The sequence below is a fragment of the Halomonas sp. RT37 genome (assembly GCF_040070525.1).
Taxonomy (GTDB): Bacteria; Pseudomonadota; Gammaproteobacteria; order Pseudomonadales; family Halomonadaceae; genus Halomonas; species Halomonas litopenaei.
This window is the reverse complement of record NZ_CP098827.1, coordinates 3,310,898-3,325,453: the sequence shown is the minus strand read 5'-3', so window position 1 is coordinate 3,325,453 and position 14,556 is coordinate 3,310,898. Positions and strand designations below refer to the sequence as shown.

Below are 14,556 nucleotides of genomic sequence, written 5' to 3'. Positions count from 1 at the left end.
GGGCCCTTGTCGTAGCTGGCCCTGCCAGGGGCCTGATGCACCGCTCAGCCGGCGCGCTGGGCCGGGTCCGGCAGGGTCGGGAAGCGCGGCGGATGCGCCTCGAGAAAGGCGTGGCAGGCGCGCAGTACCCGGGCGTCGTCGAACTTGCCGCCGGCCAGCTGGAAACCCACCGGCAGGCCACGGTCGGTGAAACCACAGGGCACCGAGGCGGCCGGCTGCTGGCTCAGGTTGAAGGGGTAGGAGAACGGCGCCCACTCCTCCCAGTCGCGCATCTGGCTACCCGGCGGCACCTGGTGGTTGATCTCGAAGGGGCTGATCGGCACAGAGGGCGTCATCAGCAGGTGGTAGTCCTGGTTGAACTGCTCAAGACGCATGGTCAGCTCGGCTCGGGCCGCCTGGGCGCGAAACAGCTCCACGGCCTTCCACTCTTCTGCGCGCAGGGCGTTCTCGTAGAGGCCGGGATCCAGCTTGGCGCGTTCGCTGTCGCTGAGCTGCGAGACCATCTCCAGCGAGGCGGTGAACCACAGCCGCTGAAAGATCCATAGCGGCGAGGGCAGCTCTGGATCCACCTCGCAGATCTCCGCGCCCAGATCGCGCATGCGATCCGCCGCTTCTCTGACCCGTGTGGCGACCTGAGGGTCCACCTCGGCGAAGCCCAGATCGGTGGAAAAGGCGATGCGCAGTCCCTCGAGCCCCTTGCCGATATCCTGGCCCCAGTCCTCCGGCTGGCCCCGGGTGGCGTAGGGATCGACATAGTCGTAGCGGCCAATGACATTGAGCATCGCCACGGCGTCGTCGACGCTGCGGGCGATGGGCCCGATATGGGACAGCGTCGGTTCTTCCGCCGGCGGCCACTGGGGCGTCCAGCCGAAGGTCGGCTTGAAGCCGAACACCCCGCAGAAGGCGGCAGGAATGCGGATCGAGCCGCCGGAGTCGCCGCCCTGGTGCAACACCCCCATGTTGAGGGCCGCTGCGGCGGCAGCACCGCCGGACGAGCCTCCCGCGGTCAGGCGGGTATCCCAGGGGTTGCAGGTGGCGCCGAACACCCGATTGTCGGTGACCGCCTTCCAGCCGTCTTCCGGGGTGTTGGTCTTGCCCAGCAGGATGGCGCCGGCCTCTCTCAGGCGTTTCGCCGGTGGCGCGTCGGCATCGCAGGGCTCGCTTGAACCCAGCAGCGAGCCGTTGGACGTCGGCATGCCGGCCACGTTGGTCAGATCCTTGAGCGAGACCGGAACACCGTCGATCGGACTCAGCGGCTTGCCCTGGCCCCAGCGACGTGCCGACGCCTTGGCCGCCTTTTCGGCACCCTCGGCGTCGACGTAGGTGTAGGCATTGACGGCGTCGTTGAAGCGCTCGATGCGCGCAAGCGCCGCCCGTGTAGCTTCCAGGGGGGAGGCGTCGCCGCTGCGATAGTGCTCCGTCAGCGCGGCAACGCCCAGAATGCCCAGTTCGTCCTCTTGCATGGTCGGGTCCCTCGCGTCCATGGATGGACCCTTACCCTAGCTTGATTCGGCATAGTGTTGCCAACCCCCACAAACGACGACGCCACCGGCGGGACCGGTGGCGTCATCGGCTGACGGCTCAGGCCGTCAAGGCTTCACGATCAGGCGGTGGCGGCGGCTTCGCTGCCGACCAGGGCCTTGAGGTTCTGCTCGACGATGTCCAGGCCTTCCTCGAGTACCTTGTCCTCGATGGTGACCGGCATCAAGAAGCGGATGGTGTTGCCGAACATGCCGCAGGACAGCAGGATCAGGCCCTGCTCCCGGGCACGCTTGCACAGGGCGGCGGCGAGATCCGGAGCCGGCTGACCGTCCTTGCCGTTGAGTTCGAAGGCGGCCATGGAACCCAGGTTGCGCGGGTGGACCACGGCGTCGAAGTCGCTCGCCCACTGGGCAAAACGCTTGGCCAGCTTGTCGCCCAGCGCCTGGCTCTTGGCCAGGATGTCCTCTTCCTCGAACACTTCCATCACCGCCAGGGTCGCGGCGCAGGACACCGGGCTGCCGGAATAGGTGCCGCCCAGCGAGTTGCCGCCAGAGGCGTCCATGTGCTCGGCGGTGCCGACCACGGCGGAGATCGGCATGCCGGCGGCCATGCTCTTGGCCATGGTCATCAGGTCTGGCTTCACGCCGCTGTGTTCGATGGCGAACATCTTGCCGGTACGACCGAAGCCGCTCTGGACCTCGTCGACGATCATCAGGATGCGGTGTTCGTCACAGATCTCGCGGATCTTCTCGAGGAAGCTCTGCGGCGCGGGGTAGAAGCCGCCTTCACCCAGTACCGGCTCGAGCACGATGGCGGCGGTATCCTTGGGGTTGGCGTCGGTCTTCAGCACCATCTTGAGGCGACGCACCGCCTCTTCCTCGCTGATGCCGTGCTCGGCCACCGGGTAGCCGGCGCGGAACACACAACCCGGCATGGTGCCGAAGTCGCTGGCGTAGGGGGCAACCTTGCCGTTCATCGCCATGGTCATGAAGGTACGGCCGTGGTAGCCGCCGTCGAAGCAGATGACGTTGTTGCGACCGGTGGCGGCGCGGGCGATCTTGACCGCGTTTTCCAGCGCCTCGGCGCCGGAGTTGGCCAGCATCACCTTGGCCTCACCGCGCACCGGGGTGATCGCAGCAAGCTTTTCGGCGACCTTCACGTATCCCTCGTAGGGCATCACGGTCTGGCAGGTGTGCATCACCTTGTCGAGCTGGTCCTTGACCGCCTGCACCACCTTGGGGTGGCAGTGACCGATGTTGAGCACGCCGATACCGCCGGCGAAGTCGATGAAGCGGTTGCCATCGGCATCCCACAGTTCAGCGTTCTTGGCGCGATCGGCGAAGGCGGTGGCGGGGCTGGCCGCGCCCTTGGCGACGTACTTGTCCTTGAGTTCGTTCAGCTGAGCGTTATTCATGTCGTGACTCCTTTGAGGGCACTGAATGTATAGGGTAGACGCTAGGTCCGGGACACGCAGGGCGTGCCCCGGGGAGACGGGGCTGGCCCTTAGAGGCCGCCGACACAGGCGTACTTCAGCTCTGTGTACTCATCGAGGCCATGGCGTGAACCTTCGCGACCGAGACCCGATTCCTTGACGCCGCCGAAGGGGGCGAGCTCGGTAGAGAGGATGCCCTCATTGATGGCGACCATGCCGTACTCGAGTTGTTCCATGGTGCGCCAGATACGGCGATAGTCGGTGGCATAGAAGTAGGCGGCCAGACCGAATTCGGTGTCGTTGGCCATGGCGATGGCTTCGTTGTCGCTGGAGAAGCGGAACACCGGGGCCAGCGGCCCGAAGGTCTCTTCCCGGGCGACACGCATGTCGGTGGTCACGTCGGCCAGCACCGTGGGCTGGAAGAAGGTGCCCTCCAGGGCCTCACCGCCGGCGACCAGGCGGGCACCGTTGTCGAGGGCGTCAGCGATGTGCGACTGCACCTTGTCCACCGCTGCCGAGTTGATCAGGGGACCCTGAACCACACCGTCCTCGAGGCCGTTGCCGACCTTCAGCTCGCCCACGCGCTTGGCCAGCTTCTCGACAAAGGCATCGTAGACGCCGTCCTGAACCAGGAAGCGGTTGGTGCATACGCAGGTCTGGCCGGAGTTGCGGTACTTGGAGGCGATGGCACCCTCGACGGCGGCGTCCAGGTCGGCGTCATCGAAGACGATAAAGGGCGCGTTGCCGCCAAGCTCCATGGAGGCCTTCTTCACGGTGTCGGCGCACTGGGCCAGCAGGATCTTGCCCACCGGGGTGGAGCCGGTGAAGGACACCTTGCGTACTCGGGCATCGCCGGTCAGTACCGGGCCGACTTCGCGCGGGGAGCTCGAGGTCACCACGTTGAGCACGCCGGCGGGGATGCCCACGTCTTCAGCGAGCTTGGCCAGCGCCAGGGCGGTCAGCGGGGTGGCCTCGGCCGGCTTGACCACCACGGTGCAGCCGGCGGCCATGGCCGGGGCGCACTTGCGGGTGATCATCGCCAGCGGGAAGTTCCAGGGGGTGATGGCGGCGACCACACCGACCGGCTCGCGGAACACCAGGATACGCTTGTCGGGTCCGTGGCCCGGCAGGGTCTCGCCAGCCACACGCTTGGCTTCCTCGGCGTAGAACTCGACGAAGGCAGCGCCGTAGGCGACCTCGCCACGGGACTCGGCCAGCGGCTTGCCCTGTTCACGGGTCATCAGTTCGGCCAGGGCTTCCTGGTGGTCCATGATGCTGTTGAACCAGGCGCGCAGCAGGGCCGAGCGCTCCTTGGCGGTCTTGCGCTTCCAGCCGGCCCAGGCCGCATCGGCGGCACCGATGGCTTCGCGGACTTCCTCGGCGTTCAAGTCCGGCACCTCGGCCAGGGTCTCGCCGGTGGCGGGATTGGTGACGCTGAAGTGGCGATCGGCGTCACGCCACTGGCCGCCGATGTACGCCTTGTCGATGATCAGGTCCTGAACGTGGGACATGCGGGAGCTCCGGAAAGGGTCAGAGAAGAGGGGTGTTATGTCATGATTGACGAGTGTGCATTATTTGAAACATCTCGCCAAGGGCTGTGATCGGAATTTTTTACGCCCGTTCGAAGAATGCATCGATGAGGCTTGCCGGGCCCTCGAGGCCCAGGTCTGGAAGATCTATTGGCAACAATCGCCATCGGCGTGGCGAACAGTTTCCGGTACACTGTGTCGCCGACTTCTAGCTGCCCGAAGCGATGGTCCTTGGCGCCTTGTGTCAGGCCGGACCGGGCTGGCCTGACTCCGTGTTTCTGCGAGGTGAGACTTGGTTGATCCGCTCAATGCCTGGTGGGCTCAGCAACTGGTGCTGTGCGACTGGGCCTTTATGCCTGACCCCTTGATGCTGCCTGAAGAGGCGGCACGTGAGCGATTGGCCGCCCTCGAGATCCCCGACCGGGGCGAACTGGGGTGGCGCCTGCTCGAGCTCAATGCGTCGAACACGCTGCCTGCCTCCCACCTGCTGGGAGCGCTTGAGCTGGTGGCCCTGGCAGGGGCGTCGGGATGGATGTCGGCCGAGGTGAGTCGTGGCTGGGCAGCACGCCTGTGCAGCGACATCCACCATCGTCACGCAAGCCTGGATGAATGGCTGGAGGCACTCTGCGCCTCCCGCAGCGGCGAAGGCTGGCTTCGCGGCGATGAGGGCTTGCTCGATACCTGCCGGGCGCTGTCGAAGCTGGAAGGCGAGGGCGCCGGAATCACCTGGCCGTTGCTCGGCACTGCGCTGAGTCGCGAGCCTGCCGCCGCCCTCTGGCCTGACAGCCCGGAAGATCGCGTCTGGCGACTGCGGGCGGCCTTCTCGCCGGTACTGATGACGCCGGCCAGCATGGATGACTGGGACGGGGTCGAGGCCTGGCTGGGGGAAGTCTGGCAGATTCATGGCGCCGAGGATCTCAAGCGCGCCTTGCTGTGGCTGACCAGTCAGGGGGATCGCCAGGGCTGGGATATCGACGCCGCGCGGTTGATGGCGGTCAGTGCCGGCGAACGCCAGGCCTGGTGTGAGGGGCTGGCGCCTCAGGAGCGCCCATACGGCCGCCTGCTGTGCCGCTACGTGGACCAGGGGGAGCCGCTGGAGTGGGCCGCCTGGGACTGGCTGAGGGCGGTGGATCTGGCCTGGGCCGGCAGCTGCATTGGCTGGCTGACACCCCAGGAAGCGTCGCTGCTGGCGCACCACGCAGGCGATCTGGTCCAGCGTCGTTACAGTGACTGGAGCGCCCTGGCGCGCTCCTATCAGCGCGGCCGTGGTCTGTTCGAAGGTCAGGACAGGCTGCCGACCCTGGCAGCCGACTGGCAGTTGCTGATGGGCTCGCCGGTGAGCCCTTGGCATGGCTCGTTGCAGGAGTTGCTCGACCAGGAGCAGGTCGAGGCATCACGCCAGGCGGCCAGGCAGTGGCGCGCCTCGCCTCGCCACTGGGTGCTGGCGCTGGCCTCGGTGCGTGAACCCGAGCTGGCGGCACGTCAGGGGCCGATTCCGCCGCTGCCCCAGGCGCGTCGTGACGAGGCGCGCAAGTACCTGGCGGAGACCCTCGATCTGCACCCCGACGAGGGCGCCCGCTCACTGGTGCGCTACTGGCTGCCGGCCCAGGCCCATCATCTCAATCAGCTGGCGGCTGACGCGGCGCATCGAGCGCTGCCTTCGGCCAGAACCCCCTTTGGTGATGCGCCCCAGGCGGATCTGGCAGGTCGTGATGGCCTGGCCAGGGCGACCCGCCATTCGGCGACCATCCATATGGCCGAGAAGTATGCCTTCTACTTGCTGATGAGCATGGACAGTGAGCAGTTCGACGAGGACAGCCTGACCGATATGGCGGCGTCCCTGCGCGATGTGCTGTGTCGGTTCTACAGCACCCCCAAGCGCCTGCTCGAGGCCTGGGCGACCTGGGATGCGCTGTTGCCGGAACCGGATCAGCCTTCCTTGACCTACGAGATTCGCTGGCACCTGGACGATCCGGGTAGCCTGTTCCACTGGCTCGAGTGGCGCAGCGGCGATTGGCGCGAGCCTGGCGAGCGTCCGAGCCTGATGCACTTTACCGCGCTGTCGCTGGTGGGACCCTTGAACACCGCCGCCTGGAGCCTGCCGCAGCCGGAAAGCGACCGGGAAGGGGCTTCGATCCTGGAGTGGATCGATGGACACTACGGCCTGCACTCCGCCACCGAGCTGATCGATTTCGTGCGCTTTCTGCTGGACGCCGGTGATCGCCAGGAATATCAGATCAACTACGCGCCCTACACCCTCAACAGCGCGCGCCTGAATTCCGAGATTGCGACCCTGGAGTCCGGTGAGTGCAACGAGGAAGAGCGCAATCACCTGGAGCGCCTGCTGCGGGTACGTGACAACGCCGACCAGTGCAATGACGTCGACATGTGCGCCTGGGACCTGGCCCAGGCGGTCGACCTGGCGATCGCCGGTCGCCAGCTGGGCTGGCTGGCTCAGCAGGACTTCCTGGCACTGCTCGAGCGTGCGCACCAGTTGGCGTCGGAGCACTACGCCGGTTGGCAGGAGTATGCCCGGGGTCTCTATGCAGGATTTTCGTTCTTCATGGGGGAAACCCCGGAGCGCGAAGCGTTTCTGGCCAGCTTCCGCCAGGCGCTGGTGGCCTGGCTGTCGGGCGCTCCGCCCCTCGCCGGCACCTGGGCCAGCCTGGATTTCCCGGGTGCGCGCCCCCGCCATTGGGCACCGCTTCACATCGATACCTTGCCGGGAGATGGACGAACCCTGCACTGATCGTCGCGAAACAGCAGAAAAAAACGCCAAAAAATTGTCCTGATCTATCGTCAGATCGGATAATTTTGGCTAGTATCGTGTTGATCTTTCGTCAGGCCTCCCATCAAGAAGGAGGCCGAATTGTCAAACTTGCAGCTGAGGGGCGTTATGGTAGTGACACGAGTGCGTCACTTCCACAGCGGCTCTTGGGCGCCGGCAGGCCGTCAGCCAGCCGGTTCAGGGAATGAGGTGTGTGTCGCATGAGCGTCGCCCAGACAAGCCGCGTGACAGCGGCGATGGTGTTGCTTGGCCTGCTGTCAGGCTGTGCGGCATCGAACTACCAGAATACTGCCGATAACGACTACTTTTCCCGTGATATGCCGAGCCTGGCCGAACGCGCCGCCTCGCGCATGTCCCCGCTGGAGGACCCAGCGGCAGGGGGAAGCTTCCTTGAAGATCCCGCCGCTGCCATCCGCGAGGCGCTGATGGCGGAGCACGATCGCTGGGCGGGTACGCCCTATCGTTTCGGCGGCACCGGCATGAGCGGCATCGACTGCTCGGCGCTGGTGCAGAACATCTTCAGCGATGCCTTCCAGGTGCAGCTGCCGCGCACCACCGGCAGCCAGGTGCATACCGGCGAACCGATCACGCGTGATCAGCTGTCTCCCGGCGATCTGGTGTTCTTTCGTCCTCCGGGCAACCGCCACGTCGGCATCTACGTCGGCCAGGGGCGCTTTCTGCACGCCTCATCGTCGCGCGGTGTGATGATCTCCAAGCTGGATAACAGCTACTGGCGCCGCTACTACTGGCAGGCGCGTCGACCGCTGGAACCCACCCGGTTGAGCATGCGCCAGTTCGCCTACAGCCCGGCGGGCATGGGCGGCTGAAGCGTCCTCGGCGCCATCGACGTCGCCACAACAACGGGGCGAGCCTTTCACTGGGCTCGCCCCGTTTGCGTTGGGTAGCATTGGTGCTTGGCTGGCGAGGCCTCGGCCAGTCCTTGGCGAGCCTTCGGCGCCTCCAGGGCTACAACGAGTCGCGTTGCGACAGGGCGTAGTCGATAAAGGCGCGCTCGGCGCGTGACAGGTAGCCCTGGGGCTGCCAGGCCAGCGACAGGGTCAGCCAGGCGGCGGGGTCAAAGGGCACCGCCGACAGGTCATCTTCCTCGATCACCCGGCGCAGAAAGGTGGTGATGCCAAAGCCCTGGCGGACGATGGCCTTGGTCAGCGGGATCAGATTCGACTGGAACGTCAGGCGGGGCTGGATATCCAGCCGTCGGGCCATGGCGTCGACAAACTCGCGGTGAAAATAGCCGTCCTGAAACAGCACCAGCGGCTCGCTCAGAAAGGCTTCCGGGGTCACGCTGTGGCGTGCCGTGAAGGGGTGGTCCCGGGGCGTGCATACCACCATCTCCGCGCGCAGCAGGGCCTCGGTTTCCAGTTCGCAGGCACTGCCATCCTCGACCACGATTCCCAGGTCCAGCTCGCGTGCCTTGATCATTGCCTGCAGTCGGCGGGCGCCCGCCTCGATCACCGTCATGCGTATGCCAGGGTGGCGTGCGGCAAAGCCCATCAGCAGCGGCGGCAGATAGTAGGAACCCAGCATCGAGGGGATGCCGATGCGCACTTCGCCCTTTACCAGGCCGTTGAGTTCCTTCAGCGCCAGTTCGGTGGCACTGGCGTCGGCGAGCAGCCGTCGGGCATGTTCCAGCAGCACCTCACCTTCTGGTGTCAGTCGAACACGCCGATCATGGCGCTCGAACAGACGAGTGTCGAGGCGTCGCTCGAGGCCCGCGATGGTCTGGCTGACGGCGGACTGGGCGATGTGACGGGCGCGGGCGGCGGCGCTGAAGCCGCCGTGGTCCACCACCGCGACAAACAGCGACAGCGAGCGCAGGTCAAAGGGTAGCGACATAAGGGAATGTGATGGATAGCATCATTTTCTTCTGTTGGTGTGATGGTAGTGAAGCATGGAAGATGGACGAGGCCAACCGGAGACCGCCATGATTCACGCCAATACCCCTGCCTGGCGCAGGGCGACCCTCGCCCTGTGTCTGGGCTCGATGCTGGTGTTCATCAACCTCTACGCCCCCCAGCCATTGCTGCCGCTGCTGCGCGATATCCATGAGGCTTCGACCCTGAAGGTGGGCCTGGTGATGTCGCTTGCCACCCTTACCCTGGCGCTCTCGTTGCTGGTCTACGGGCCCTTGTCCGACGCCATCGGGCGGGGCGGTATCATGCGTGCGAGCCTGTCGGTGGCAGCTCTCGCGACACTGTTGGCGGCATTTGCGCCTGGGCTCGACTGGCTGCTGGTCGCGCGCGTGCTGCAGGGGGTCGCCCTGGGAGGGCTGCCGGCGGTGGCGATCGCCTGGATGGGCGACGAGTTCTCGCCGGAGGCGATGAGTCGAGCCGTGGGGCTCTATATCGCGGCCAATACCCTGGGCGGTATCGGTGGTCGCGTGCTGGGAGGCGTCATCGGTGAATGGTATGGCGTCCAGGCGAGCTTCGTGGCGGTTGGCGGTTTGACCCTGGTAGGCGTGGCGGTGTTCTGGTGGCTGCTGCCGGCGGCCAGCTCCTTTGCCCCTCAACCCTTTCGAGTGGGGCACGCCTGCCGCCAGATGCGTGGCCACCTGGCCAACCCATGGCTGCTGTCGGCCTATCTGATCGGTGGTCTCAACTTCCTGGTGTTCATCAACCAGTACAGCTACATGACCTTTCGTCTGGCCGAGGCACCCTTTGCTCTCGGGCCCCGCTGGCTGGGCCTGCTGTTTCTGACCTACCTGGGCGGTACTCTGGGCTCGACGTTATCTGCCAGGGTCGTCGCCAGAGCGGGAGCGCCCGCCACCATGGGGGTGGGCGTTGTCATCATGATGCTGGCGCTGGGTGTGTCCCTGATACCGATGCTCGCCGTCATCATTGCCGCCTTGACCCTCAGCGCCTTCGGCTTCTTTCTGTGCCACGCCACCGCTTCGGGCTGGGTCGGTCGCCAGGCCCGCGAAGGACGAGGCGGCGCATCGGCGCTCTATCTGGTGTTCTACTACCTGGGGGCGAGTCTCGGGCCGCTGTGGCTCGAGCCGTTCTGGCTGTGGCGGGGCTGGCCTGGGGTGGTGGCGGCCAGCTGGCTGGTGCTGGCGACCACGGGCTGGCTGTCCTGGCGGCTAGGAAAGCGGCTGCAGCGTGCACAACACCAGCGCGTCGTCGAGCGTCGACTCGAACACGTATGAGTACGCTACAGCGACGCTGTTGCTGATAGGTTGCAGATGCGTTGCAGAGACCGATCGACCTTGGCTCGCACCAGGGTCGATCGGTGTGTCATGACGTTGCTGTCAGCGCCGCGCCGTCAGGATGCTGCGGACGAGGCAGGCACGTCGTGGGGCATGGCTTCGTCTCCCCAGATTTCCTCGAGTCGATCAGGACGGCCGCAGGCGTTCTTGTAGAAGGTGTAGCGCACCTTGTTCTTCTGGTAGTAGTTCTGGTGATAGTCCTCGGCCGGATAGAAGGTGCCGGGATCTTCGATGGTGGTCTCGATCGGCTGGTCGAAGCGCTCTGCGATGTCCACCTTGCTGGCCTCGGCCAGTTCGCGCTGTTCATCGTTGAGTGGCAGCAGGGCGGAGCGATAGGAATCGCCTTCATCGCAGAACTGACGGTTGGCGACGAAGGGATCGATATTGCGCCAGAAGACGTAGAGCAGATCCTGGTAGCTCACCGTGTCGCTGTCGAAGGTGACTTCCACCACTTCGGCGTGTCCGGTGCCCCCCGCGCTGACGGTTTCGTAGGTGGGATTATCGGTGTTGCCCGCCGCATAGCCAGAGACGGTAGCCTCGACGCCATCGATCTTGTCGAAGGCGTCCTCGACACACCAGAAGCAGCCTCCGGCGAAGATGGCCTTTTCTTCGGCGGCGAGGGCGGGGGTCGTGGAAAGCACGGCACCAGTCAGCAGGCCGGCCAGCAGGAAGGTACGCTGATTGAAGGGATATCGCATTCGTAGGCTCCGTCAGGATGGCGTCATTGTAAGGTTCGAGTAGGGCAGTTCCCGGTTGGTTCAGTCATTGTGGCAGGCGCATCCTTACATGCGCTGTCGATAAGGGGATGATTTTTTGCATTTTCGGTCGTAAGGCTCGGTCGCCTGTGCGCGACTCAGGCAGACTGCTACTCTCGATTGCATCCCGATAGCCGGCCGCACAGCTCCTGGTAACGTCATCGTCTCGTCGCAAGACGGGCGCAGGACAACGGGCGCCGCTGCTGCTGGCCACGGCTACCTATCGATCATCGACCCGATCATCGACACCAGTTGACCTAGAAGGAGACGCGGGTGACCCGTAACAAATGGATCTTGCTGGCACTGATTGCCGTCGCCGTGGTGGCGTTCTTTGTCACCGGCGCCAACGAGGCCTTTACGCTGGACGCGATCAAGGCCCAGCAGGCGCAATTTCAACAGTGGTTCCACGAGGACCCCTGGACCGTGGCCGGTGGCTTCTTCGCGGTCTATATCCTGATGGCGGCGCTGTCGCTGCCTGGGGCGGGGTTGCTGACGCTGCTGGCGGGGGCCTTGTTCGGCTTCTGGATCGGTCTGGTGCTGGTGTCCTTCGCCAGTTCGCTTGGCGCGACCCTGGCCGCGGTGATCGCCCGGACCCTGCTGCGTGAGACGCTGGAGACGCGTTTTTCGCGCCAGCTGGCGCGAATCAACGGCGGCATCGAGCGCGAAGGCGCCTTCTACCTGTTCACGCTGCGGCTGATTCCGATCTTCCCCTTCTTCGTGATCAACCTGGTGGTCGGCCTGACCCGCATGCGTCTGTCCACCTTCTATTGGGTCAGCCAGCTCGGCATGCTGCCGGGTACCATGGTGTTCGTGAATGCTGGCCGGGAACTGGGTGAACTCGAGTCGCTGGCGGGCATCCTGTCGCCAGGGCTGATCCTGTCCTTTGTGTTGATCGGCTTGTTTCCCTGGATCGCCAAGGCAGTGGTGGCGGTGCTCAAGCGTCGCCGGCTCGCCGCCGAATACCAGCGCCCGTCGCGTTTTGACCGGGATATCGTGGTGATCGGTGCGGGCTCGGCGGGCCTGGTCGCCAGTTATATCGCCGCGGCGGTGAAGGCCAAGGTGACCCTGGTGGAGCGCCACCGCATGGGCGGCGACTGCCTCAATACCGGCTGTGTGCCGTCCAAGGCATTGATTCGCGCCGCTCGCGCCGCCGAGGACATTCGTCGGGCGCCGTCCTATGGTGTCAGCGCCGGTGAGCCAAGCGTCGACTTCGCCGCTGTGATGGGCCACGTCCACGGCGCCATCGCCGAGGTCGAGCCCCATGATAGCCCGGAACGTTATCGGGGCTTGGGCGTCGATGTGGTCGAAGGAGAAGCCAGGCTGCTCGATCCCTGGCGGGTGCAGGTTGGCGAACAGGTGCTGACCACCCGTCACGTGATCATCGCCAGCGGTGCCCGCCCCAGAGTCCCGCCGTTGCCGGGGATCGAGGATATCGAGGTGCTGACCTCCGACAATCTGTGGGAGCTAAAGGCATTGCCGAAGCGCCTGGTGGTGCTTGGTGGTGGTCCGATCGGCAGTGAACTGGGCCAGAGCTTCGCCCGGCTGAGTAGCCAGGTCACCCTGGTGGAGATGGGCCCGCAACTCTTGCCACGCGAAGACGAGGACGTCGCCAGGGAGGCGGCTCAGGGGCTCGAGGCCAGCGGCGTGACGCTGTGCCTGTCGACCCGGGCGCTCAAGGTGGTGGCCGGTGACGGTGATCTCCATCGACTCGAGATCGAGGTCAACGAGGCAGGCGAGACACGTATCGAGCAACTGGAGTTCGATCAGTTGCTGGTGGCGGTGGGTCGACAGGCCAACGTCGAGGGGCTCGGGCTTGAAGAACTGGGCGTGGGCACTCGCGACAACGGCACCCTGGACGTGGATGGCGGGCTGCAGTCAGTGCTGCCCAATGTCTGGGCCTGTGGCGATGTGGTCGGGCCCTTCCAGCTGACCCATGCCAGCGCCCACCAGGCCTGGCACGCCACCGTCAATGCCTTGTTTGGCGAGTTCAAGCGCTTCAATGTGAGCTATCGGGCGCTGCCGGCGGTCACCTTCTGTGACCCGGAGGTGGCGCGCGTGGGGCTCAACGAGCGCGAAGCCAAGGAGCAAAATGTGGCCTTCGAGGTCACCCGCTATTCCTTGTCCGAGCTCGACCGGGCCATCGCCGAGGGCGATACCACCGGATTCGTCAAGGTGCTGACCGTACCAGGCAAGGATCGCATTCTCGGTGCCACCATTGTCGGTGCTGGCGCTGGCGAGATGCTGGCGGAGTTCACCCTGGCAATGACCCGCGGTATCGGACTGAACAAGCTGTTGGGGACCATCCACCCGTACCCGACCCACTCGGAAGCCGTAAAGGCCGCCGCCGGGGTGTGGAAGAACGCGAACAAGCCCGAGCGGGTCCTGGGGTATCTGGAGCGTTACTTCAATTGGCGGCGAGGCGGGGGAGACGACGCCGATTCTTCAAGCCAGCCGGTGACGGGAGACAGAGCCGGTGCGAGCCCCGAGCGACACGAAGCATCGTCGCTGTCCTCTGCCCAGTCCAACGACTGAGCGAACCGCCCAGGTAGTAGCCTGGACCTGAAGACACAAGCGGTGGGCCCTGGCCCGCCGCTTGTGCTTTCCTTCTACCGAACCGACGTTTTACTGCTGACGAGACTTTTATGCTGGATCGCTGGACCATGCCCAGAACCCAGGCGCCCCTGGCGCCTCTGGTCAAGATGCTGGAGCGCTGCAAGGTGACGCCTGATCAGGTGACTCTGGCGGGATTTCTTATCGGCTTGCTGGCACTGCCGCTGCTGGCCGTTCAGGCCTATGGATGGGCACTGGCGGCGATCCTCCTCAATCGACTCGCCGATGGCCTGGACGGGGCGCTGGCGCGCCGTCGGGGTACGCCCAGCGATGCCGGGGGATTTCTCGATATCGGGCTGGACTTCGTCTTCTACGCCGCGGTGGTGCTCGGCTTTGCCCTGGCCGACAGCGAGCGCAACGCCTTGCCGGCAGCGCTGCTGCTGTTTGCCTTTATCGGCACCGGGACGTCCTTTCTGGCCTTCGCCATCATGGCGGCGCGCCATGATCTCGAGCGCCCACGCTTCCAGCGCAAGGCCTTCTACTATCTGCACGGCCTGACCGAAGGTACCGAGACCGTGCTGGCGCTGGTGGCCTTTTGTCTGTGGCCGGCGCACTTTCCTGTGCTGGCAGGGCTGTTCGCCGCGGCCTGTCTGCTGACCACCGCCACTCGGCTATGGGGCGGCTATCATACCCTCAGGGCAATCGAGCGAGGCGCTGGCGTCGAGGACAGAAGCTGATCCCCGGTCGTGGCTCGCGAGGCGAGGGGCCTTTCATCAGACGTGATACTCAGACACGCG

10 protein-coding genes are annotated in these 14,556 nt (G+C 65.3%); 5 read left to right on the top strand and 5 right to left on the bottom strand.

All coding sequences use genetic code 11. The features are described 5' to 3' along the window. Positions 1–44: 44 nt before the first annotated feature. The 3 genes from NFG58_RS14525 to NFG58_RS14515 all read right to left on the bottom strand — a co-directional run bounded on the left by NFG58_RS14525 (position 45) and on the right by NFG58_RS14515 (position 4,425). The gene (locus tag NFG58_RS14525) at positions 45–1,463 is read right to left on the bottom strand and encodes an amidase (protein WP_045992929.1); all 1,419 of its coding nucleotides are present in this window, start codon (positions 1,461–1,463) and stop codon (positions 45–47) included. Positions 1,464–1,603: 140 nt separating this feature from the next. Further along, complete coding sequence (gene gabT, locus NFG58_RS14520; RefSeq protein ID WP_348826828.1) at positions 1,604–2,896, bottom strand: 4-aminobutyrate--2-oxoglutarate transaminase; 1,293 nt, start codon at positions 2,894–2,896, stop codon at positions 1,604–1,606. Positions 2,897–2,985: 89 nt separating this feature from the next. Beyond that, entirely contained in the window at positions 2,986–4,425 is a 1,440-nt protein-coding gene (locus NFG58_RS14515) for an NAD-dependent succinate-semialdehyde dehydrogenase (RefSeq protein WP_348826827.1), read from the bottom strand. A 310-nt stretch (positions 4,426–4,735) separates the two neighbouring features. Here NFG58_RS14515 and NFG58_RS14510 point away from each other — a divergent pair, with 310 nt between their 5' ends. Both NFG58_RS14510 and NFG58_RS14505 read left to right on the top strand, forming a co-directional pair. Next, positions 4,736–7,192 carry a DUF1266 domain-containing protein gene (locus NFG58_RS14510; RefSeq protein WP_348826826.1) on the top strand — a complete coding sequence of 819 codons (2,457 nt, stop codon included), beginning with the start codon at positions 4,736–4,738 and terminating at the stop codon, positions 7,190–7,192. A gap of 239 nt (positions 7,193–7,431) precedes the next feature. Further along, the gene (locus tag NFG58_RS14505) at positions 7,432–8,058 is read left to right on the top strand and encodes an NlpC/P60 family protein (protein WP_231498679.1); all 627 of its coding nucleotides are present in this window, start codon (positions 7,432–7,434) and stop codon (positions 8,056–8,058) included. 139 nt (positions 8,059–8,197) lie between these two features. On the opposite strand, the gene NFG58_RS14500 is transcribed toward NFG58_RS14505, so the two are convergent. Continuing rightward, positions 8,198–9,085 carry a LysR substrate-binding domain-containing protein gene (locus NFG58_RS14500; RefSeq protein ID WP_348826825.1) on the bottom strand — a complete coding sequence of 296 codons (888 nt, stop codon included), beginning with the start codon at positions 9,083–9,085 and terminating at the stop codon, positions 8,198–8,200. An 88-nt stretch (positions 9,086–9,173) separates the two neighbouring features. Between NFG58_RS14500 and NFG58_RS14495 the strand changes: the two genes are divergently transcribed. Beyond that, positions 9,174–10,394 carry an MFS transporter gene (locus NFG58_RS14495; protein ID WP_348828141.1) on the top strand — a complete coding sequence of 407 codons (1,221 nt, stop codon included), beginning with the start codon at positions 9,174–9,176 and terminating at the stop codon, positions 10,392–10,394. A gap of 116 nt (positions 10,395–10,510) precedes the next feature. Here NFG58_RS14495 and msrA read toward each other — a convergent pair whose 3' ends face one another. Further along, positions 10,511–11,152, bottom strand: coding sequence for a peptide-methionine (S)-S-oxide reductase MsrA (gene msrA / locus NFG58_RS14490; protein ID WP_348826824.1), 642 nt, complete (start codon positions 11,150–11,152; stop codon positions 10,511–10,513). A 330-nt stretch (positions 11,153–11,482) separates the two neighbouring features. On the opposite strand from msrA, the gene NFG58_RS14485 reads away from it, so the two are divergent. Further along, the gene (locus tag NFG58_RS14485; protein WP_348826823.1) at positions 11,483–13,741 is read left to right on the top strand and encodes an FAD-dependent oxidoreductase; all 2,259 of its coding nucleotides are present in this window, start codon (positions 11,483–11,485) and stop codon (positions 13,739–13,741) included. A 110-nt stretch (positions 13,742–13,851) separates the two neighbouring features. After that, a complete protein-coding gene (locus tag NFG58_RS14480) occupies positions 13,852–14,496 on the top strand; it encodes a CDP-alcohol phosphatidyltransferase family protein (protein ID WP_108133256.1) in 645 nt (214 codons plus the stop codon). The last annotated feature ends 60 nt before the right edge of the window (positions 14,497–14,556 follow it).

Bases quoted from the DNA above. Each gene is read 5' to 3' on its own strand.
- NFG58_RS14525 (WP_045992929.1), bottom strand. From the start codon at position 1,463: ATGCAAGAGGACGAACTGGGCATTCTGGGCGTTGCCGCGCTGACGGAG.
- gabT (WP_348826828.1), bottom strand. From the start codon at position 2,896: ATGAATAACGCTCAGCTGAACGAACTCAAGGACAAGTACGTCGCCAAG.
- NFG58_RS14515 (WP_348826827.1), bottom strand. From the start codon at position 4,425: ATGTCCCACGTTCAGGACCTGATCATCGACAAGGCGTACATCGGCGGC.
- NFG58_RS14505 (WP_231498679.1), top strand. From the start codon at position 7,432: ATGAGCGTCGCCCAGACAAGCCGCGTGACAGCGGCGATGGTGTTGCTT.
- NFG58_RS14500 (WP_348826825.1), bottom strand. From the start codon at position 9,085: ATGTCGCTACCCTTTGACCTGCGCTCGCTGTCGCTGTTTGTCGCGGTG.
- NFG58_RS14495 (WP_348828141.1), top strand. From the start codon at position 9,174: ATGATTCACGCCAATACCCCTGCCTGGCGCAGGGCGACCCTCGCCCTG.
- msrA (WP_348826824.1), bottom strand. From the start codon at position 11,152: ATGCGATATCCCTTCAATCAGCGTACCTTCCTGCTGGCCGGCCTGCTG.
- NFG58_RS14480 (WP_108133256.1), top strand. From the start codon at position 13,852: ATGCTGGATCGCTGGACCATGCCCAGAACCCAGGCGCCCCTGGCGCCT.